The 20125-nt window shown below is 71.1% G+C and carries 18 protein-coding genes; 11 read left to right on the forward strand and 7 right to left on the reverse strand.

Annotated elements, in window-relative coordinates:
- Positions 1-287: 287 nt before the first annotated feature.
- Positions 288-1517, forward strand: a complete 1230-nt coding sequence (locus A6A25_RS17135; protein WP_073891192.1) for an IS701 family transposase — start codon at positions 288-290, stop codon at positions 1515-1517.
- 124 nt (positions 1518-1641) lie between these two features.
- On the opposite strand, the gene A6A25_RS17140 is transcribed toward A6A25_RS17135, so the two are convergent.
- A complete protein-coding gene (locus tag A6A25_RS17140) occupies positions 1642-2817 on the reverse strand; it encodes an acyl-CoA dehydrogenase family protein (protein ID WP_073891195.1) in 1176 nt (391 codons plus the stop codon).
- Positions 2818-3011: 194 nt separating this feature from the next.
- Positions 3012-3542 carry a MarR family winged helix-turn-helix transcriptional regulator gene (locus A6A25_RS17145; protein ID WP_073891197.1) on the reverse strand — a complete coding sequence of 177 codons (531 nt, stop codon included), beginning with the start codon at positions 3540-3542 and terminating at the stop codon, positions 3012-3014.
- A gap of 254 nt (positions 3543-3796) precedes the next feature.
- On the opposite strand from A6A25_RS17145, the gene A6A25_RS17150 reads away from it, so the two are divergent.
- The 4 genes from A6A25_RS17150 (at position 3797) to A6A25_RS17165 (ending at position 8395) form a co-directional block, all read left to right on the forward strand.
- The gene (locus A6A25_RS17150; protein ID WP_083668416.1) at positions 3797-5227 is read left to right on the forward strand and encodes an MFS transporter; all 1431 of its coding nucleotides are present in this window, start codon (positions 3797-3799) and stop codon (positions 5225-5227) included.
- A 124-nt stretch (positions 5228-5351) separates the two neighbouring features.
- Complete coding sequence (locus tag A6A25_RS17155) at positions 5352-7316, forward strand: helix-turn-helix domain-containing protein (RefSeq protein WP_073891203.1); 1965 nt, start codon at positions 5352-5354, stop codon at positions 7314-7316.
- Between the two features lie 40 nt (positions 7317-7356).
- The gene (locus tag A6A25_RS17160) at positions 7357-7746 is read left to right on the forward strand and encodes a PPOX class F420-dependent oxidoreductase (RefSeq protein WP_073891205.1); all 390 of its coding nucleotides are present in this window, start codon (positions 7357-7359) and stop codon (positions 7744-7746) included.
- Between the two features lie 103 nt (positions 7747-7849).
- Entirely contained in the window at positions 7850-8395 is a 546-nt protein-coding gene (locus tag A6A25_RS17165) for a hypothetical protein (protein WP_073891207.1), read from the forward strand.
- A 100-nt stretch (positions 8396-8495) separates the two neighbouring features.
- Here A6A25_RS17165 and A6A25_RS17170 read toward each other — a convergent pair whose 3' ends face one another.
- Entirely contained in the window at positions 8496-9014 is a 519-nt protein-coding gene (locus A6A25_RS17170) for a pyridoxamine 5'-phosphate oxidase family protein (protein WP_073891290.1), read from the reverse strand.
- Positions 9015-9105: 91 nt separating this feature from the next.
- Complete coding sequence (locus tag A6A25_RS17175) at positions 9106-9957, reverse strand: alpha/beta fold hydrolase (protein WP_143193218.1); 852 nt, start codon at positions 9955-9957, stop codon at positions 9106-9108.
- An 85-nt stretch (positions 9958-10042) separates the two neighbouring features.
- Here A6A25_RS17175 and A6A25_RS17180 point away from each other — a divergent pair, with 85 nt between their 5' ends.
- From A6A25_RS17180 to A6A25_RS17195, 4 genes are all read left to right on the forward strand, one after another.
- The gene (locus A6A25_RS17180; protein ID WP_073891211.1) at positions 10043-10609 is read left to right on the forward strand and encodes a CGNR zinc finger domain-containing protein; all 567 of its coding nucleotides are present in this window, start codon (positions 10043-10045) and stop codon (positions 10607-10609) included.
- 69 nt (positions 10610-10678) lie between these two features.
- Positions 10679-11284, forward strand: a complete 606-nt coding sequence (locus A6A25_RS17185) for a TetR/AcrR family transcriptional regulator (RefSeq protein WP_073891213.1) — start codon at positions 10679-10681, stop codon at positions 11282-11284.
- Position 11285: 1 nt separating this feature from the next.
- The gene (locus A6A25_RS17190; RefSeq protein ID WP_073891215.1) at positions 11286-11837 is read left to right on the forward strand and encodes a carboxymuconolactone decarboxylase family protein; all 552 of its coding nucleotides are present in this window, start codon (positions 11286-11288) and stop codon (positions 11835-11837) included.
- A 138-nt stretch (positions 11838-11975) separates the two neighbouring features.
- Entirely contained in the window at positions 11976-15101 is a 3126-nt protein-coding gene (locus tag A6A25_RS17195; RefSeq protein WP_073891217.1) for a BTAD domain-containing putative transcriptional regulator, read from the forward strand.
- 55 nt (positions 15102-15156) lie between these two features.
- Here A6A25_RS17195 and A6A25_RS17200 read toward each other — a convergent pair whose 3' ends face one another.
- Positions 15157-16692 (reverse strand): MFS transporter, encoded by a 1536-nt coding sequence (locus A6A25_RS17200; protein WP_073891219.1) that lies wholly within the window; start codon positions 16690-16692, stop codon positions 15157-15159.
- A gap of 197 nt (positions 16693-16889) precedes the next feature.
- On the opposite strand from A6A25_RS17200, the gene A6A25_RS17205 reads away from it, so the two are divergent.
- On the forward strand, positions 16890-18437 hold the full coding sequence (locus tag A6A25_RS17205; protein WP_073891221.1) for a helix-turn-helix domain-containing protein: 1548 nt from the start codon (positions 16890-16892) through the stop codon (positions 18435-18437).
- 114 nt (positions 18438-18551) lie between these two features.
- On the opposite strand, the gene A6A25_RS17210 is transcribed toward A6A25_RS17205, so the two are convergent.
- Together A6A25_RS17210 and A6A25_RS17215 are read right to left on the reverse strand one after the other, a co-directional pair.
- Positions 18552-18746: a DUF397 domain-containing protein gene (locus tag A6A25_RS17210; protein WP_073891223.1), complete on the reverse strand. Its 195-nt coding sequence runs from the start codon at positions 18744-18746 to the stop codon at positions 18552-18554.
- Between the two features lie 3 nt (positions 18747-18749).
- Complete coding sequence (locus A6A25_RS17215; RefSeq protein ID WP_158073751.1) at positions 18750-19586, reverse strand: DUF5753 domain-containing protein; 837 nt, start codon at positions 19584-19586, stop codon at positions 18750-18752.
- Between the two features lie 191 nt (positions 19587-19777).
- Here A6A25_RS17215 and A6A25_RS43075 point away from each other — a divergent pair, with 191 nt between their 5' ends.
- Positions 19778-20047 (forward strand): hypothetical protein, encoded by a 270-nt coding sequence (locus A6A25_RS43075; RefSeq protein WP_143193219.1) that lies wholly within the window; start codon positions 19778-19780, stop codon positions 20045-20047.
- The last annotated feature ends 78 nt before the right edge of the window (positions 20048-20125 follow it).

The following is a 20125-nucleotide window of genomic DNA, read 5'->3' on the forward strand; positions in this document are numbered from 1 at the left end:
TCCCCCACCCGGCATCGGCGGCCCGGGCCCGCTTGCCCGTTCGGGCACCTGACCTGCGGTGTCCGGGTCGGTCGCGGCCACCTGGAGCAACCACCCGGGCCAGACGGTCGTGTGGCCCGAACACCGCCCGATTTCGCCCCGTCCGGCGGGATCGTCGGCTATGCGCGGTCGAGTGGAGTCGGCCCACCCCCGGGCCGCGCAGGACGGTGCTCCCCGGATCTAGGCAGGTCCGCGTCCGGCGAGCACGTTGGGTGAAGCCCTGTCGACCCAACGTGAAGAGAGGCTCCATGCCCGGCGGAAGGAACTCAGCAGCGCGCACCACCCCGGACTTCTCGCGCGATCTGGTCGTCGCCGGACTCGGTTCCGCGCTGTTCGCCTCGTTCGTTCGCGAGGACCAGCGGCGCAAGGGCGTCGAGTACCTGGACGGCCTGCTCCGGGCCGGCGGCCGCAAGTCGATCCGCAACATCGCGCAAGCGGTCGGCGGCCAGGCGACCGAGCAGTACCTGCACCACTTCATCAGCGACTCGACGTGGTGCTGGAGGCCGGTGCGCAGGGCGTTGGCCGAGCACGTCAGCGGTGTCGCCGAGCCGGACGCCTGGGTGGTGCGGCCGATGCTGATCCCCAAGGCGGGCAAGCACTCCGTCGGCGTGGCGCGGCGGTTCTGCCCGGACCTCGGCCAGACGGTCAACGCGCAGCAGGCGATGGGCGTGTGGGCGGCGTCCGACGAGATCACCGTCCCGGTCGACTGGCGCCTGCACCTGTCGCAGGCGTGGGTGCAGGACCCGGGCAGGCGCCGGCGCGCGGCGATCCCGGACTGGGTGCGCGCGGAGACCGAGGTCGAGTGCGCGGTCGAGGCGTTCCTGAACGCGGACGCGCGGCTGGACTTCCCGGACCGGCCGCTGGTCATGGACACGCGCGGGATGGACGTGCACGCCGTCGTCGCGCGATTACACCCCGCAAGCCCGCTCCTGCTGCGGATCAGCGGTACGCAACTGTTCACCGTGCTCGACCCGGCCGCGTCCCGGCGCGGCGCGGACCCGTTGCCCGCGCGCCAGATCATCGGCATGGCGCGGGAGACCCGCAAACCGGTGGCCGGCCGCTGGCCACTGCTGGCGGCCACCGTGCGGGTCGGCGTACCGGGCCAGTCGGGACGTGCGGGAGACCTGGTGCTGCTCGGCGTGGGTTCGGCCGGTCAGTCGTGGCCCGCCGAGCTGTGGCTGTCCAACCAGCCCGACGCCGACACCGCCACCCTGCTGCACACCAGCCGGTTCATCGACCGGGTCGACCACGACTTCGCCAGGTTCGGCGACCGGGTCGGCCTGCGCGACTTCACCGGCCGCTCGTTCGCCGGCTGGCACCGGCACGCCACCCTGGCGTCGGCGGCGCACGCCGTGCTCGCCCTCGCCGAGACCGCGCACCGCGGCGGCTGGACCAACTGGGACGATCTGTCCACTGTGGACGCCGCACGCGACTTCCGCTTCCCCCTCACCGCGGGCGAACTACCGCCCGCCCGATAGCCGGCGACCGCACGGGCCGACGTGACCGCGTCGGCCCGTGCTCCACGCTCACCGACTCCAACCGGCAACGCGCCGGAAACCGGCACCCCACGAGGGGATGCCGGTTCCGTGTTCGCGGTCGCGATCAGATGTAGGGGGTGCCGGGCTCCTTGCCGAGCAGCACCCGGCCCTGCAGCTCCATGTTCGCGTTGAACTGGATCAGCGCGTGCAGGGACAGCGCCTCGATGTCGCGGCGGAAGCGGCCGAGCGGCACGTCGTTGCGGATCACCGAGCCACCACCGGCGCTGAACAGCAGCTCCACCGCCTCCTTGGCCAGCTGCGCGGCGAACATCGTCTGACCGCGCACGATCGCCTTCTCGTCGGTGGTGAGCTCCTCACGGGCGTCGGCGCGGTCCTGGATCACCTTCAGCCAGGCCGCCGAGAACGCCTCCGCCGCGTCGATCTTGTTCTTGGCGATGGCCGCCTGCATCTGGGTCAGCGGGTGCTCGCTCTGGTCCGTCCACGGCGTGTACGTGATGCCGCGACCGGGCACGCGGTTCAGGAACTCCTCGTACGCGCCGCGCGCCATGCCGGTGAAGATGCCGGAGATGATGGCCATCACCAGGCTCATCAGGCCGTAGGCCCGGCCGTCGGAACCGTCGTCGCTGCGGCCCTCGACAGTGCCCGCGAGCACGTCCTCGTACTTGACCACGCGGTGCTCGGGCACGAACACGTTCTCCGCGACGGAGGTCGTGCTGCCGGTCGCCGCCGCACCGGTCACGTCCCAGTCGTCCAGGATGGTCAGCTCGCTGACCGGGATGAGGGTCATCATCGTGCTCTGGGTGCCGTCGGGCTCTTCGAGCAGGGCGTTGACCAGGTTCCAGTCCGCGCCCCGGACACCGGTGTTGAAGTTCCACTTGCCGCTGATCACGTAACCACCGTCGGTCCTGGTGATCGTGCCGGTGGGCGGGATCGTGCCGGACACGCGGACCGAGCCGCCCGCGAAGACGTCCTCCTGAGCCTTGTCCGGGAACAGCCGCACCGTCCACGCGGTGTGCACCCACACCATGGTGACCCAGCCGGTGGCGCCGTCACCCCGACTGATCTCGGAGATGACCTTCACCATGTCGGCCGCGGAGTAGGCCAGACCGCCGAACCGCGCGGGCACGCCCATCCGGAACACGCCCGCCTTGTCCTGCAGGGCGATGTTCTCGTCCGGGAGCCACCGGTTCCGGTCGGCCTCGGCACCGTTCTGGCGGAGTGTGGGGATCATCTCCCGCACGGCTTCCAGCATTGCCTCGGGTGACACGTCGGTCGACATGGCTTTACCTTCCTTCGGGATGGCGTGGACAGCTGCGTGACTCGCCGATGAACGACGCCGGAATCGCGCCCCAATTTCACGGTGTCGGGAATCGACGGCTTTGTGCCGAACCCGGCCGCAGTTCGCCGACCCCCTCGCCGCAACCGACGTTACCCACGGCCGAACGGGGACCCCGAAAGTCGCCCGATGATTTGTCATGTCGCTTCGGGCGGGCGCGGGACTCGCCGACCGGCGGGCTCTGCGGGCTCCGCGGCGCTCGGCAGGACAGGCTTCAGGTCGGGGTGCAGGGCAGCGAGCGCGTCCACCAACGGGGCCAGTTCCGGCAACTCGGCGGCCTCCCGCAGGGCTCGGGCCAACGACTCGTCGTACGTCGAACGGGCGCTTTCGAGGGCCCGCCTGCCCTCCTCGGTGACCGCGGTGTAGATGCCGCGCCGGTCGTCGGCGCTCAGGTGCCTGCGCAGCAGCTTGCGCTGTTCGAGCCGGTTCACCAGCCGGGTGGTCGCCGACCCGCTCAACACGACCGCCTGCGACAGCTCGCTCATCCGAAGCCGCTGACCTGCTGAAATGTCCTGCCTGGCGAGCACTTCGAGCACGCCGTACTCGCTCACCGACAGGTTGTGCCCGCGTTGCAGGGCCCGTTCGAGCACGTCCTCGATGCAGGCGTGCAGCGCGGCCAGGGTGCGCCAACCCCGGGCGCGCGACTCGGCGTCATCACCAGTCCTCACGGCACCGACCCTCCTTGCGGCCGAGTACTTGCATACGCCATCATAAGTCGCGTGCAACAAGCCGCGTGTACGACTATCGCGGACGCTGGTAGTGTGCGTGGGACGAGAGTACGGCACGACGTACGCCCGTGTCCGCCACCGCGCGCCCGGCCGCATTGGTCAACGGATCGTCTCGATCAGTCATATCGGGTCACAATCACGCCGGGACGCGATGTCTGCCGTGTTCCGGCCACTGCGCCGAAGGATGGCAACACATGTCGACCAGTTTGACCCCAAACGAGGAGCAAAGGGGCAACGAGACCGCGCCGGCTCCGGATACCGGGACCGAACGGGTGCGGTGGAACGCGCGACAATGGATTCTGCTGGTCATCTTCAGCGGGGCGATCACGCTCGACGGCCTGGAGAACTCGATGATCGCCGTCGCCATCCCGGAGATCCAGCGCGCGTTCGGGGTGACCGCGGCGACCGCGCAGTGGGTGCCCGGCGCGTACATCCTGGCGTTCGGCGCGTTCCTGCTGCTCGGCGGTCGGTGCGCCGACCTGTTCGGCCGCAGGCGGGTGTTCGTGATCGGCATGGCGGTGTTCGCCGTCGTCTCGATGGTCGGCGCGTTCGCCGACGACCCGCTGCTGATCATCCTGACGCGCTTCGTCAAGGGCGTGGCCGCGGGCTTCACCGCGCCCGCCGCGATGTCGCTGCTGACCACGACGTTCCCCGAAGGCCCGCAGCGCAACAAGGCGTTCGGCATCTTCAACGTGTTCGAGGCGTCCGGCTACTCCTCGGGCCTGTTGATCGGCGGCTTCCTCGCCGCGCTGAACTGGCGGGCCACGTTCGTCCTGCCCGCCGTGGTCGCCCTGCTGCTGATGGTGGGCGCGATGCGCTTCGTGCCGAGGGACCCCGCGCGCAGCGAGAAGCTGCGCCTGGACGTCGGCGGCGCGTTGACGCTGCTGCTGGGCATGTTGCTGCTGGTGTTCACCGTGGTCGAGGCGCCCGAGGTCGGGTGGGTCTCGGCACGCACGATCGGCGGGTTCGTCCTGGCCGCGCTGCTGCTGGCCGCGTTCGTGGTGATCGAGCGCAAGGTGCGCGAGCCGTTGATCCGGCTGGGCATCCTGCGCAACCGCAACCTCGTGCTGGCCAACGTCAGCATGTTCCTGCTCTACGGCGGCGCGCTCGGGTTCCAGTTCGTGCTCGCCCTGTACCTGCAGAACATGAACGGCTGGGAGCCGTGGCAGATGTCGTTCGTGATCCTGCCCGGCACCGCGCTGACCCTGCTCATCGGGCCGAAGCTCGGTTGGCTCATCGACAAGTTCGGGGTGAGCCGGGTCGCGCTCGTCGGCCTGATCTCGTTCATCCCGTGCTACCTGCTGTTCCTGCGCATCGGCCCGGAGCCGGACCTGTGGGGCGTGCTGGTGCCGGTGGCGCTGATCTGGGGCCTCGGCTTCGCACTCGCGCTCGCCTCGCTGATGGTCGCGGGCACCGCGGGCATCCGGGACGAGGACCAGGGCCTGGCGGCGGGCCTGCTCAACAGCTCGCTGCAGATCGGCGGCGCGTTCGGCCTCGCGGTCGTCACCGCGGTGATCGTGCCCGCCACGCAGCTCGGGGAGCTCTACCCGGGCGTGGCGACGATGCTGATCTTCTCGGTGCTGGCGCTGCTCGCCCACGCGATGCGCAAGAAGACGGCGGCCTGATCGGCCGTGCCGGAGCGGCTGTCGGGTGGGCGGAGCGCGCCCTCCGCCCACCCGACGGCTGATCGACCGGAACGGCGTGCGCAAGGTGGTACCCGACTCACGGTCAGATGCGGGCGGTGTCTTGATGACAGGTTTGTTCACGTCCCGGGAAGTGGCTGCCGGAGACCTCGTCACCGAACTCCTGGACATGCTGGCAGGCGGTGCGCCCACGGACGCGTTCGAGGCGTTGCTGGACGACGACGGCAGGCTCGACGCGGCCGCGGGCCTGCTGCCCGACGTGAAGTCCGTGGTGTGGCGCGCCATGCGCGTGCACGCCCACATCCAGCGCGGGCGCAGCCGTGAAGCGGGGCTGTCCGCCCTGGTCGACGCGGCCCGGGAACTGGCGGCGCCGCACGACTCCATGGCCGCGCTGCTGCACGCCATCACCCGGCGGGCACGGCAGCTGCTCCGCGTGGACATGGCCTACATCGCCCTGCTGGACGAGGAGCGGCGCGACAGCCGGGTGCACGCCACCGACGGCCACACGTCCAGCCTGAGCGTCGGCCTGCACCTGCCCGCCGACGGCATCGCCGCCGCGGACCAGGCCAACGGCGCGCCGTTCGCCACCCACAACCTGCTCGCCGACGACCGGGTCACGCTGAGCCCGGCGTTCGAGGAGATGGCCAGGGCCGAAGACCTCCGCGCGATGATCGTGGTGCCGCTGGGCGACAGCTCGCGGCACCACCGCGGCGTGCTCTACGTGGCCAGCCGCAAGGTACGCCACTTCACCGCCGACGAACGGTCCCTGATCAGCTCGCTGGGCATCCTCGCCGGCCTCTACCTGGAGACCACGAGGCAGCGCCTGGCCGCCGAGGCGCGGGCGGCGGAACTCGAAGCGCGCCTGGCCCAGGTCGACGCCACCACCGAGGACCTGCACCGGCACCACGACCTGCAGACCGCGCTGCTGGACCTCCTGTTCGCCGAGGACGACCTGCACGCCGCGACCGCGACCGGCGCGCGGTGGCTGGGCGGGAACATCGCCGTCTACAACGCGGACGGGGAACTGCGCAGCGCCGCCGGTGCACCCGCCGACGTGGACGACACGACCGCGCTCGCCGCCGTACCGGGCCTGAGGACCGCCGAACCGGTCATGGTGGACCGCGGCACGTGGGTCGTCCCCCTGTGCCGAGGGCACGAACACCTGGGCACGCTGGTGCTGCGCGGGCCGGCCGAGCTGACCGACCGGGAACGCGGTCGGCTGCGCCTGCTGGCCCGCGCGGTCGTGCTGATCACGCGGCGGGACGCGCTGGTGGCCGGGTCGGCGGGCGACGCGCGTGACCGGTGGCTCGACGAGGCGCTCGGCGACGAGCGCCGCGCACCGGAGCGGCTCGCCGAGCGCGCGGGCCGCATCGGCTTGAACCTGGCCAAGCCTCACCTGATCGTGGTCGCGAAGCCGAAGGGCGAGCTGCTGTGCCGTGCGAACGCGTGGGCCGGGACGTACGCGCAGCGGGTGGGCGGGTTGCGCGGTTCCCGCGACGGCCACCTGGTCCTGCTGCTCCCCGGCGGTGACGCGACCGCCGCCGCACGTGAAGTGTCGTCGGCGTTGGAGTCCGCGGTGGGCGCGCCCGTGCCGGTCGGCTCCGCCGGGCCGCTCACCGGCGCCGCGTCGGTCCACGACGGTTACCGGGACGCGGTCCGGTGCGTCGACACCGTGGTCGCGCTCGGCGTCGCGGGCGGTGCCGCGTCCGCGCGCGACCTGGGCTTCGTGGGCGCGCTGATGTCCCGCAACCGCGACGCGGCGGGCTTCATCGAGCAGGTCATCGGCCCGGTGATCGACTACGACCGGGAGCGCTCGGCCGACCTGCTGCCCACCTTGCAGGCGTACTTCGAGGAGGGCGGCAGCCCGACCTACGCGGCGGCACGCCTGCACGTGCACACCAACACCGTCACGCGCAGGCTCGACCGGGTCAAGGAGCTCCTCGGCCCAGGCTGGCAGAAACCGGACCAGGCACTGGAGATCCAGCTCGCGCTGCGCCTGCTGCAGGTCCGCGACCTCCTCGAAACCCGACCGGTCACGACGAGGACCACCAGGGTCACCGCCGGACCGTGATCACCCACCACCGAAGAACCGCCCGACAAAAGGTGAAGACATGAGCGTCATCCCGGACAGCCACCGCGACCTGTTGGAACGACCGCTGTACACCCATCTGGCCACCATCCGGCCGGACGGGAAACCCCAGGTCAACCCGATGTGGTTCGCGTGGGACGGCGAGCACGTGCTGTTCACCAGCACGACGTTCCGCCAGAAGCACAAGAACGTGGCCGTGCACCCGGAAGTCGCGCTGTCCATCAACGACCCCGAGCGGCCGACCAGGTACCTCGAAGTGCGCGGCGTGGTCGAGCGGGTCGAGGACGACTCGCAGGGCCGGTTCTTCATCGAGATGGCGGCGCGCTACGGGGTGCGGATGGACAGCCCGCCGTGGGACGCCCGGTACCGCGTCGTCTACGTGGTGAAGCCGACGTCGGTGAGCAAGCAGTAACGCGTGCCCACCCCCGGCAGCCTCGTCGTGCGCGGTGGGATTGTCGGGGGTCCTCGCTATGCTCCGCCTCGACCGTCTGGGATGGACACGGGGAGGGATCACCATGCGGGGCTTGGGTTTCGGCGCGGTCGTGCTCGGCTTGACGGCGGGCCTGCTGACACCGGTCGGCGCGAGCGCGGCCGAGGTCGAGGTGGTGCGCAGCGTCGGCGTGCAGCTGCCGGTGGCGGACCTGCGCGCGATCGAACTGGACGAGGACCGCGGCCGGTTGTACGTGGCGCAGGGCGTCGGCGGCGGAGATCCGCTGGTCGTCACGGATCTCGACGGTCGTCCGGTCACTCAGGTGCCCGCCGTCACCGACCTGTCCGACCTGGTGCTCAGCGACGACCGCCGGACCTTGCTCGCCGCGCAGGGGTTCGCGGGCGTGGTCGCGGTCGACGCCGACACCCTGACCGTCGCCGCGAGGTACCCCGCGCCGGAAGGCGCGTGCGTCTACACCGTCGAGCCGAGCGGCGACAAGGTCGTCGGCGGTTTCGTGGACTGCGGCCTCGGCACCGGTCGGGGGCGGGGTGAGGCACGCGCAGCAGCACCTCGGCGAGCCGGTCGACCGACCAGCCCGCCAGAGCCGCGTACGGCAACACCTGATCCGTGACGGGATGCAGGTGCTCCCGCGCCGCGATCGCCTCCGCGATCGCGCCCGCAGGTGTACGCCCGAACGGACTACCCGTCGGTTCCGACAAGCGCCGGAACGTTCAGGGCTCGAACGTCCACCGGGTGGCGCCGTGCGGTTCGGCGGTGGCCACGCCGACGGCGCTGTGCAGGGTGAGGCGGTACACGTGCCAGGGCGCCGGGCCCGCGCTGGGCGCGCTGTAGGGCGCCGTCAGCGCGTCGTCCTGCACGGTGGCGGGCCAGCCGCCCTGCCGGTAGACCGACGCCACCCGCTCCAGCACGGCGGGTTCGGTGGTGCGGTGGGCCTCGCCCTCCAGCACCAGGTCGATGCCGCGCAGCCGCACCGAGATGCTGCACGCGGGGTTGACGGCCAGGTTGCGCGACTTCCGGGTGCCCGGCCCGCTGGTGAAGTACAGCGCGTCGTCCACCCAGATGGCGCCGACGCCCGCCGAGTGCGGCCGCCCGTCCGGCCGCACGGTGGCGACGAAGAACGTCAGGTCGACCCCTGGTGTGTCGGCGGCGATGACGTCACGGGGACGGCTCCACGGCAGCGCCGCGGACCCGTACCGGTCGAGGTTCTGCGTCGAGATCGGCTCGCTCATGGTGTTCGTCATACTCGTACGACGAACGGGAGGGCCCTCGGATCGACACACCGGGCCGGGGAATGTCCGCCGGGTCGGGTGACCTCCGCCGTCAGCCGAGGAAGTCGGCGATCAGCGGCGCGATCTCGGGCAGCCGGTCCTCCAGCGCGAAGTGGCCCGTGTCGAACAGGTGGAGCGCGGCGTCCGGCACGTCCCGCAGGTACGCGCGAGCGCCCGCCTCGGTGAAGAACGGGTCGTTGACGCCCCAGGCGATCAACGTCGGCGGCCGGTGCTCGCGCAGCCACGCCTGCCACCGCGGGTAGGCCTCGACGTTGCGGTGGTAGTCGTAGGCCAACGCCAACTGCGCCTGCCGACGACCCGGCTGGTCGAGGAAGAACTGGTCGAGCAGCCACCCCTCGGGCGCGACCAGTGCCGGATCGACGGTCCCGCCCTCGTACTGGCCACGGGTCGCGTCGAGCGTGAACAGGTCCAGGATCGTCCGCTCACCGCCGGGGGTCTCGGGCGTGAGCGCGATGAACTGCCGTGCCGCGTCCGACAGCCCTTCGGCGTAGGCGTTGCCGTTCTGCACGATCAGCCCCGCGACCCGGTCCGGGTGGCGCAACGCCAGCCGGAAACCGACCGGCGCGCCGAAGTCGAACAGGTACAGCGTGAAGCGGTCCAACCCCAGACTCTCCACGAAGCCCTCGACGACATCGGCGAGGCGGTCGAACGAGTAGGTGAACCCCTCGGGGGCACGGGTGTGCCCGAAACCAGGGTAGTCGGGCGCGATGAGCCGGTAACGCGTGCCGAGCGCGTCGATGAGCCGGCGGAACTGGTGCGAGGCGGACGGGAAGCCGTGCAGCAGCAGCAAGACCGGCGCGTCGGGCCGATCCGGCAGCGACTCCCGGTAGAAGACCTCCACGCCGTCGACCTCGACGTGCCGGTGTGCGATCCGAGCGACCATGCCACATGCCTCCAGTGCTTGTTGATGCATTAGGTATAGCCGGAACGTGCCTAATGGGTCAACACCGTGAGGTAGCATTAGTCTCATGACCGACCCGCTCACCGGCGAGCACCTCGCCCTGGACCTGGTCAACACCCGCCCGTCGACCGAGGACGGTCGCACCGACCTGCTCGCCACCCCGCGCCAACTGGCCGCCTGGCTGGCCCTGGAACCCGCGCTGCAAGCGGAAGCGGCAGGCACCACCCCCACGGCGGCCGACCTCGCCCCCGTGCACGCGGTCCGGGAGCACGTCGAGGCGGCCGTCCGCGCGTTGCTGCACGGGTCCCGGCCGCCCCGGGACGCCCTGCGCGCCCTGACCGAGGCACAACGCGCGGCGCCGGCCGTGCGCGAACTGGACTGGGACGGCAGCACCGTCACCGCGACGCCCCGGCGCACCGGCCGCCTCGGCACCCGCCTGGCCGCCCACCTGGCCGAAGCCGCCGCCGACCTGCTCACCGACCCTTCGATCGGCAACCTCAGGCAGTGCGAAGCCGACGACTGCGTGCTGGTCTTCCTGCCGGCACACCCGCGCCGCCGCTGGTGCTCGCCGACGCGCTGCGGCAACCGCGCCCGGGTCGCCCGCTACTACCACCGCCACAAGCCGAACGCCTGACGTGCCGGTTGCGGCCGGACCCGATCAAGAGCTAACTTGGAACGACCATTCCAAGATGGCGAGGCGGACATGCCGGACGTGAAGCACTTCGACCCCGAGGCCGTGCTCGACTCGGTGGAGGAGCTGTTCTGGCGGCGGGGCGTCGCGTCGACCGGCGTGCAGGACATCGTGTCGGCGACCGGCGTGAACCGGTCCAGCCTGTACTCGACGTTCGGCGGCAAGCGTGAGCTCTACGTCGCGGCGTTGCGCCGTTACGCCGACCGTCGCTCGGGCCCGGTCTTCCGCCGGCTCGCCGAGGACGACCGCGGCCTGCCGGCGATCGCGGACTTCTTCCGCGCGTTGATCCGGGCGCGCTGCTCCGGGGCGCACGCCCGGTGGGGCTGCCTGGTCACCAACGCCCACGCGGGCCCCGAGCAGGACGACCCGGACGTCCGTTCGGTCCTGCAGGACCACCACGACCGGTTGCGGGCGGCGATGTGCGCGGCGCTGGAACGTGCCCGCGCCACCGGCGGGCTGCGACCCGACATCGTCCCCGCGACCTCGGCCGACGTGCTCGCCCTGCTCGCCTACGGGGTGAACCTGCGCTCCCGCGCGGGCGCGTCCCCCGAAGCGCTCGCCGAGACCGTCACGGCCGTGCTCGCATCGCTGGCGACCCGACCCGAGGAGATCCGCTGACATGGTGCAGTTCACCGTTCACGACGAGAACACCGCGCCCGAACAGGCACGCCCCCACCTGGCGGCGAGCCGGGCCCGGATGGGTTTCGTCACCACCCTCAACGCCGTGATGGCCGAGTCACCGGAGCTGCTGGCCGGTTACAACGCCCTGGCCGAGCAGTTCACCAAGTCCTCGCTGCCCGCCAAGGCGAAGCAGGTCGTGCTGATCACCACCAGCGTCCTCAACGGCTGCGAGTACTGCGTGGCCGCGCACTCCACGGTCGCGCTCAAGGCGGGCGTGGACGAGGAGGTCGTGCAGGCACTGCGCGCGGGCAAGCCGGTCGCCGACGAGTCCCTCGAAGCCGTCCGCAAGCTCACCGAACGCGTCGTCACCGACCGGGGCTGGGTGGACGAGCAGGAGGTCGAGGCCTTCCTCTCCGCCGGCCACACCCGCCGCCACGTCCTGGACGTGATCCTGGGCGTCGGCATGAAGACCTTGTCGAACTACACCAACCACATCGCCCACACCCCGCTCGACCCGGCCTGGCAAGCCCAGGAGTGGCAACGCCCCTGACCACGCGCGTGGGGCCGGGAACACCGGCCCCACCCTCTCACCGCAATACGCCTCGAAGGCCACGCCGACCGGCGTGACCGGGTTGACGCGTCCTCACCCGGGGCTACCTCGCCGATCACCCGTGACAGAATCGGCCGCGTGCAGATCGGGGTGCTGGGGCCGTTCGAGGTTCGCACGGACGACGGTGGCCACGCCGACGTGCCGGGCGCCCGGTTGCGCGCGCTCCTGATCGCGCTCGCCCTCGAACCCGGCCGGGTCGTGCCCAAGGCGACGCTGGTCGACTGGATCTGGGGTGAACGGCCGCCGTCCGACGCGACGAACGCGTTGCAGCGCCTGGTTTCCCGGTTGCGCAAGGCACTGCCGGACGGGGTGGTCGAAGGGCAGACGGACGGGTACCGGTTGAAGGTCGAGCCGGACGCGGTGGACGCCGTGCGGTTCGAGCGGCTCGTCGCCAGGGCGCGCGACGACGAGGACCCGAGGCTGCTGGGTGACGCCCTGGCGCTGTGGCGCGGTACGGCCATGCAGGACGTCGGGTTGCCGGACAGCGGTGCGTTCGACGCGGCGGTCACCCGGCTCCAGGGCCTGCGGCTGACCGCCATGGAGGACCGGTTCGACGCGGAGGTCGCGCGCGGACGCGGTGCGGAGCTGGTCACGGAGCTGACCGACCTGGTGGCGGCGCACCCCCTGCGGGAACGGCTGGTCGCCGCGCTCATGCGGGCCCTCGTGGCGACCGGTCGGGACACCGAGGCGGTGCTCGTCTACCAGCGCACGCGGGAAGCGCTGGCCGACGAGCTGGGCGTCGACCCCTCCCCCGAGCTGTCCGCACTGCACGTGGCCCTGCTGCGGGGCGAGTTGGGACGGCGCGAGGAGAAGCGGACGACCAACCTGCGCGCCGAGCTGACCAGCTTCGTCGGCAAGGACGCCGACATCGCCGCGGTCCGCGCGCTCGTCGCCGAGCACCGGCTCACCACCGTGATCGGGCCGGGCGGCTCGGGCAAGACCCGGCTGGCCACCGAGACCGCGCACACGCTGCTCCGGGACCTGCCCGACGGTGCCTGGCTGGTGGAGCTGGCGGCCATCGGCGCGGACGGCGACGTGGCGCAGGCGACGCTCACCGGGCTCGGCCTGCGGGACGGGCTGCTGGCCGACGCGCCGGACGTGGAGCCGACGGACCGGGTCGTGGCCGCGCTGCGCGAGCGGTCGATGGTGCTGGTGCTGGACAACTGCGAACACGTGATCGAGTCCGCGGCGGCGTTCGCCCACCGGGTGCTCGGCGAGTGCCGTCACCTGCGGATCCTCGCGACGAGCCGGGAACCGCTCGGCATCACCGGTGAGGCGCTGTGGCGGGCCGCGCCGCTGGTCCTGCCCGCGCAGGACGCCGACCCCGACGGGATCGAGTCCTCGCCGGCCGTGCGGCTGCTGCTGGACCGGGCGGGTGCGGTGCGCGAGGACCTCGTGGTCGACGCCGACGCGTTGTCGACCATGGCCCGCGTCTGCCGGGCGCTGGACGGCATGCCGCTGGCGATCGAACTCGCCGCGGCCCGGTTGCGCACCATGTCCCTCGACCAGCTCGCCACCCGCCTCGACGACCGGTTCCGCCTGCTCACCGGCGGCAGCCGCACCGCGCTCCCCCGGCACCGGACGCTGCGCGCGGTGATCGACTGGAGCTGGGAGCTGCTCACCGATGCCGAACGGGTGGTCCTGCGCAGGCTCTCGGTGTTCGCCGGCGGCGCGAGCCTGGAAGCGGCTGAACGGGTCTGCGCGGGTGCCGGGGTCGAGGCGTGGGAAGTGCTGGAGCTGCTGACCTCGTTGACCGAGAAGTCGCTGGTGGTCACCCAGGGCGACGCGCGCTACCGCATGCTCGGCACCATCAAGGAGTACGCCGCCCAACGGCTGGCGGAGGCCGGTGAGTCGGACCTGGCACGCCACGCGCACCTCGCGCACTTCACCGAGCTCGCCGAGACCGCGGACCCGCACCTGCGCCGCGCCGAGCAGCTGGAGTGGCTGGCCAAGCTCGAAGCCGAGCACGACAACATCGCCGCCGCCATGCGCGGCGCACTCGCTGCGGACGAGGCGCAGGGCGCGATGCGGCTCGCGGCGGCGGCCGGCTGGTACTGGTGGCTCGCCGGGCACAAGGCCGAGGGCAGCGAGCTGATCCTGGCCGCCACCGCCCTGACCGGCGAGGTGAGCGACGAGGTGCGCGCGACCGTGTACGCCTTCGTCACCGGGTTCGTGACCGCCGGGCGCGGCAGCGACCAGCACCGGGCGGAGGGGTGGATCCGCAAGGCGTCCGAGATCCACTCGCGCGTCCCGGACCTGCACCCGACGGTCGGGCTCGTCGTCGCGCTGGAACGCATGTTGCAGGAGCCGGACGCGTACGTGCTCGCGTTCGGGCCGCTGCTCGCGGACGGCGATCCGTGGGTCCGCGCGCTGGCCCGGCTGCAGCTCGGCAAGATGGCGATCCTGCTCGGTGACGACGTCCGGGAGGCGGACGCGCAGCTCGAACAGGCGCTCGCCGAGTTCCGCGCGATCGGCGAGAGGTGGGGCATGTCGTTCGCCCTGACCGAGCTGGCCAACCGGATCGCCATGCGGGGCGAGTTCACCGCCGCGTGCGAGCACTACGAGCAGGCGATCGCGGTCGTCACCGAGGTCGGTGCCATCGACGACGTGGTGCCGATGCGGTCGCGGCAGGCCCAGCTGCACTGGCTGGCGGGCGACGGGGAATCGAGCGCGGCGGCGATGGCCGAGGCGCACCGGTACGCCGAACAGGTCGCCTGGCCGAACGCGCTCGCCGAGCTGGCCATGGCGAAGGCGGAGCTCGCGCGCTGGAGCGGTGACGTCGAGCAGGCACGTCGGCAGCTCGACGTGGCGACGGCGATGCTGCGCGACGACGCCGAGCGGGCGAACATGCGCGGGGTGATCGAAGACCTGCGCGGTTACCTCGCCGAGGACCTCGACCAAGCCCGCGAACACCGCGTCGCGGCTTTCCAGGCGGCCTCCGGGGGAGGCGCACCCTTCCTGATGGCGCAGGTGCTCGTCGGCATCGCGGACCTCGCGCTGCGCCGTGACCAGTACGAACAAGCAGCACGGCTGCTCGCGGCGAGCACCTCCGCGCGTGGTCTGCCGGACTGCTCCCAGCCGGACAGTGCCCGGATCGAGCAGGCGGTGCGCCGTCACCTCGGCGACGCGCGGTTCGCCGAGGTGACGCGGGAGGGCGCCGGCGCGGACTGGACGGAGCTGGTCGCGGTCACGCTCGCTCCGTGAACGTCGACCAGCGGCACGGCCACGTCGAACCCCGGACGTGGCCGTCCACCCGCGATCAGCTGTCCTGCAGCACGGGAACCGGCTCGTCGGCGGCCATCGGGCGGGACCGGCGCAGCGCGATCATGCCGATCACCGCGAACACCACGATGACCGCGGCACCGACACCGGCGACGGTGTGCAGCCCGGACGCGAAGGCGTCCCGCGCGGTGGCCACCAGACCGTCCGCCAGCGGAGCGGGCAGGGTGCTCGCCGCCTGCAGGGCACCGACCATGCTGTCGGTCGCCTGAGCGGCGGCCTCGGCGGGCACCTGCGCGGGCACGACGACCTCCTCGCGGTAGACGGCCGTGCCGACGCTGCCGAACACCGCGATCCCCATGGCGATGCCGAACTCCGCGCTGGTCTCCGACATCGCCGACGCGGCACCGGCCTTCCGCGGCGGCACCGAGCTGACCACCATCTCGGTGCACAGCACGCCCTGCGGTCCCATGCCGAAACTGGCGATCGACATGCCCGCCACCACGAACGCCAGCCCACCGGCACCACTGGCCTGCGTGAACAGCACGATCCCGGCCGCCGCGACCAGCATCCCGAAACCGAGCACGAACTCCGGCCGGTACCGCCGCGCCAGCCTCGGCGCGATCAGCGACCCGACCACGACGGCACCGGCCTGCGGCACCAGCCAGAGCCCGGCCTCCACGGCGGTCAGCCCGGCGACCAGCTGCAGGTACTGGCTGACCAGCAGGAACACCCCGCCCATGGTGAGCGCGCCGACGAGCATGATGGCCACCGCCGCGCTGAACGCCCGCACCCGGAACAGCCGCAGGTCCAGCATCGGGTCGGCCAGGCCGCGCTGACGGCGGACGAACACCACGCCGACCGCCAGGCCCACGGCGAGCGTCACCACGTTGACCGTCGACACACCGTCCTTGGCCGTCTCCTTCAGGGCGTAGACGATCGGGAGGATCGCGCCGAGCGACAGCGCCACGCTGGCCAGGTCGAGCCGACCGGCGGCGGTGTCGCGGTACTCCGGGAGCAGCTTCGGCGCCGTGACCAGCAGCAGCACCATGACCGGCACGGCCATCAGGAACACCGAACCCCACCGGAAGTGCTCCAGCAGCACGCCACCGACCACCGGCCCGATCACCATGCCGCCCATGAAGCAGCTCATCCACACCGCGATCGCCGTGCCGCGCTGCTTGGCGTCGGTGAACATGTTGCTGATCAGCGCCAGCGTGGACGGCATCAGCGTCGCACCGGCCACCCCGAGCAGTGCCCGTGCCGCGATCAGCATCTCCGGGCTGGTGCTGAACGCCGCCACGATCGACGCCACGCCGAACGCCGCACCACCGACCATCAGCAGCTTCCGCCGCCCGATCCGGTCACCCAACGTGCCCATCGTGACCAGGAAACCGGCGATCATGAACCCGTAGATGTCGATGATCCACAGCAGTTGGGTGCTGCTCGGTCGCAGGTCGGCGGCCAGGTGCGGGACTGCCAGGTGCAGCACGCTCATGTCCAGCGACAACAGCAGTGTCGGCAGCGCCAGCACCGCCAGCCCCAACCACTCGCGTCGTCCTGCCCTCATCGTCATCTCCAGGGTCTCGATCGTGTCCTCTCACCTCTCAGTCGAACGGCTCAGGCCCGGATCGACATCGCGGGCCGAAAACGTCGAAGAAATCTCCGGCCACACCACCTCTCCCGACTGGTGAGTTCCACCAACGCTTCAGCACCGCTGACAGGAGACTGCCGGACGCTCGCGTATCTCATATATGAGATAACCTGCCCGCCGTGACCCACGATCGCGACGGCGCCAAGCCCTACCTGACCCAGATCGGCAACCTCATCCGCGACTCGCGCAGGCACCGGGGCTGGACCCAGGCGCAGCTGGCGGCCGCCGTGTCGACCAGCCAGAGCGCGATCAACCGGATCGAGCACGGCAACCAGAACCTCAGCATGGAGATGCTGTCGCGGATCAGCGAAGCCCTGGACTCCGGCATCGTCTCGCTCGGGCAGGCGGCGCCGACACACCTTCGCGTCACGGGCGGTCGGACGCTGTCCGGTTCCATCAGCGTCAAGACGAGCAAGAACGCCGGGGTCGCGCTGCTGTGCGCCTCGCTGCTCAACGCCGGGCGCACCACCCTGCGCAAGGTCGCCCGCATCGAGGAGGTCAACCGCATCCTCGAAGTGCTCGACAGCATCGGCGTGCGCACGCGGTGGCTCAACGACGACAACGACCTGGAGGTGGTGCCACCGAAGAAGCTGGACCTGGCCGCCATCGACGTCGAGGCCGCCCGGCGCACGCGGAGCATCATCATGATGTTGGGGCCGCTGATCCACCACCAGGACAGCTTCGACCTGCCCTACGCGGGCGGGTGCGCGTTGGGCACGCGGACGGTGGAGCCGCACATGGTGGCGCTGCGGCCGTTCGGCTTGGAGGTCAAGGCGGCGGCCGGGAGGTACCAGGCCGAGGTGGATCGCGCGGTGCGGCCGCAGCGCCCGATCGTGCTGACCGAGCGCGGCGACACCGTCACGGAGAACGCGCTGATGGCCGCCGCACGCCGCGACGGCGTCACCGTCATCCGCAACGCCAGCCCCAACTACATGGTGCAGGACCTGTGCTTCTTCCTCGGCGAGCTGGGCGTGCGCATCGAGGGGGTCGGCACCACGACCCTCACCGTGCACGGCGTCGACCGGATCGACCGGGACATCGACTACTCCCCCTCCGAGGACCCGATCGAGGCCATGAGCCTGATCTCGGCCGCGATCGTCACGTCCTCGGAGATCACCGTCCGGCGGGTGCCCATCGAGTTCCTGGAGATCGAGCTCGCGCTGCTGGAGGAGATGGGCCTGGACTACGACCGCACCGCCGAGTACGCGGCGGCCAACAAGCGGACCAGGCTGGTCGACCTCACCGTGCGGCCCTCGACGCTCCGCGCGCCGATCGACAAGATCCACCCGATGCCGTTCCCCGGCCTGAACATCGACAACCTGCCGTTCTTCGCCCTCATCGCGGCCACCGCGCAGGGCTCGACCCTGATCCACGACTGGGTGTACGAGAACCGGGCGCTGTACCTGACCGAGCTGACCAAGCTGGGCGCCAAGGTCACCCTCCTCGACCCGCACCGCGTCTACGTCGAGGGTCCGACCCACTGGTCCGGCGCGGAGGTGATCTGCCCGCCCGCACTGCGCCCGGCGGTCGTCGTGCTGCTGGCGATGCTCGCCGCGAAGGGCACCTCGGTGCTGCGCAACGTCTACGTCATCAACCGCGGCTACGAGCAGCTCGCCGACCGGCTCAACCAGCTCGGCGCGGAGATCGGCACGTTCCGGGACATCTGAGCCGGTGGTGCACAGCGCTCCGCCCCGTCGTCCAACGGCGACGGAGCGGATTCGCCAACAGAGTCCCCGAAGTCGGTACCGGGACTCCGGGGTGTCGTACGTCGCCGGCGCGGGTCAGCGCACGACGTCACCCAGGAACGCGGCGAACGCGGTGGCCGACACGGTGATGTGTCCTGCGTCCGGGTTCTTGGAGTCCCGCAGCCCGACGATGTCCCGCGCAGAGGCGGGTCGGGCGACCTCAACACACGAATTGTCCGGCGTCGAACGCGACGACTTGCGCCAGGTCGACGTCGCCAGCACAGCTTCCATCCCCTACTCCTTCAAGATCGTCTCGACGAGCCGCCGACTGTCGTCGACGGGCAACGCCATCTTCACCAGCTCACCGAAGACGTACTTCCACCTGCGCACGCTGGCAGGGTTGTCGCTCAGCGTCGCGTCCGCCGCGTGCTCCTGGTGGAACATCGGCGGGTCCTCGGCTCCGAACTCCAGCAGGGAGTACGGAGATGAGTGTCCCAGGTGCAGCCCGGCGGTGAACGGCACGATCTGGAAGGTGACGTTGTCGGCCTCGCCCATCTCCAGCAGGTGTCGGAGCTGAGCGACTTGCACCTGACGACCTCCGGGTCGGTACCGAACGGCCTCTTCGCCGCAGATGGCGTGGAGGTGAACCTGCGGATTCATCAGCACGTCCCTCCGGCGCATCCGCAACTCCACGGCGCGATCGATGTTCTCCGGTCGCGTCTTGGCACCCGGCAGGTTGATCGCCGCCCGCGCCCAATCGTCGGTCTGCAGCAGTCCCGGCACCCAGCCGCTGGTGCACATCCGGATCTCGGAGGCGGATGCTTCGTAACCGATCAGCTTCAGCAGTGCGGGTGAGGCGATGTCGTCGTAGTCGTGCCACCACTCGCGCCGCTTGGCGCGTTCGCGCAACGCCATCAGCCCGGAAAGCTCGCTCTCCGTCGCCTCCAGCTTCTTCGCCGCCGCAGCCAGGTGGTCAGCCGACGGGATCGCCACACCGGTCTCGACCTGGCTCCACGTCGGTTGGCTCAACCCCGCCGCCTTGGCGACGTCGACCACCCGCAGCGTGTCGACCCGTCCACGCAACTCGCGCAGCCTCAAGCCGAGACGCCTTGCCGCAAGCGTTGCGCTCACGCCCTCAAGCTCGTCCAAGTGGCACCTCCATCGCCGTACAGACCGTAGCCAATAGTCCACCGATCGGTGTACTGGACCTCTTTGGCACAGTGCGCCAATATTGGTCAGGCGTTGACGTGATGCGGCTTCCGCAGTGCCCTACGCCGATCAGCACCGGATTCACCCGCCTTGGAACACGAGAGGACGCGCCCGTGGCCGAAATCGGCGGGATGGGCGCCAACCCGTCTCGGTGGTGGGACGAGCACCACTCCGGCACGAGTGGACGGCCCAGGCCGGGAACGCGCGTGGTGATGCGCGACGGTCGCCTGGGCACGGTCCAGCCGTACGAGGGCTGCTGGCGGTCCTGCACGTTCCCCGTGCTGATCGACCGGACCGGCCAGTCGCTGATGCTGTCGACCTCCGACGTGACCGTGCTGATGGTCGGCGGGAAGCCCGCCGACGCGGTCGAGGACGCAGGGTGAGTGCCGTGGCCGTGGCAACCGACCGAATCAAGAGAGGAAACAACCCGTGACGACGAACGCGAGTCTGGGCGGGAAAGT

The organism is Saccharothrix sp. CB00851 (assembly GCF_001905065.1).
GTDB lineage: Bacteria > Actinomycetota > Actinomycetes > Mycobacteriales > Pseudonocardiaceae > Actinosynnema.

Coding starts and splice junctions, on each gene's coding strand:
- A6A25_RS17165 (WP_073891207.1), top strand. CDS start 7,850: ATGCGGGGCTTGGGTTTCGGCGCGGTCGTGCTCGGCTTGACGGCGGGC.
- A6A25_RS17185 (WP_073891213.1), top strand. CDS start 10,679: ATGCCGGACGTGAAGCACTTCGACCCCGAGGCCGTGCTCGACTCGGTG.
- A6A25_RS17190 (WP_073891215.1), top strand. CDS start 11,286: ATGGTGCAGTTCACCGTTCACGACGAGAACACCGCGCCCGAACAGGCA.
- A6A25_RS17160 (WP_073891205.1), top strand. CDS start 7,357: ATGAGCGTCATCCCGGACAGCCACCGCGACCTGTTGGAACGACCGCTG.
- A6A25_RS17200 (WP_073891219.1), bottom strand. CDS start 16,692: ATGACGATGAGGGCAGGACGACGCGAGTGGTTGGGGCTGGCGGTGCTG.
- A6A25_RS17210 (WP_073891223.1), bottom strand. CDS start 18,746: ATGGAAGCTGTGCTGGCGACGTCGACCTGGCGCAAGTCGTCGCGTTCG.
- A6A25_RS17180 (WP_073891211.1), top strand. CDS start 10,043: ATGACCGACCCGCTCACCGGCGAGCACCTCGCCCTGGACCTGGTCAAC.
- A6A25_RS17150 (WP_083668416.1), top strand. CDS start 3,797: ATGTCGACCAGTTTGACCCCAAACGAGGAGCAAAGGGGCAACGAGACC.
- A6A25_RS17170 (WP_073891290.1), bottom strand. CDS start 9,014: ATGAGCGAGCCGATCTCGACGCAGAACCTCGACCGGTACGGGTCCGCG.
- A6A25_RS17175 (WP_143193218.1), bottom strand. CDS start 9,957: ATGGTCGCTCGGATCGCACACCGGCACGTCGAGGTCGACGGCGTGGAG.
- A6A25_RS17135 (WP_073891192.1), top strand. CDS start 288: ATGCCCGGCGGAAGGAACTCAGCAGCGCGCACCACCCCGGACTTCTCG.
- A6A25_RS17155 (WP_073891203.1), top strand. CDS start 5,352: ATGACAGGTTTGTTCACGTCCCGGGAAGTGGCTGCCGGAGACCTCGTC.
- A6A25_RS17140 (WP_073891195.1), bottom strand. CDS start 2,817: ATGTCGACCGACGTGTCACCCGAGGCAATGCTGGAAGCCGTGCGGGAG.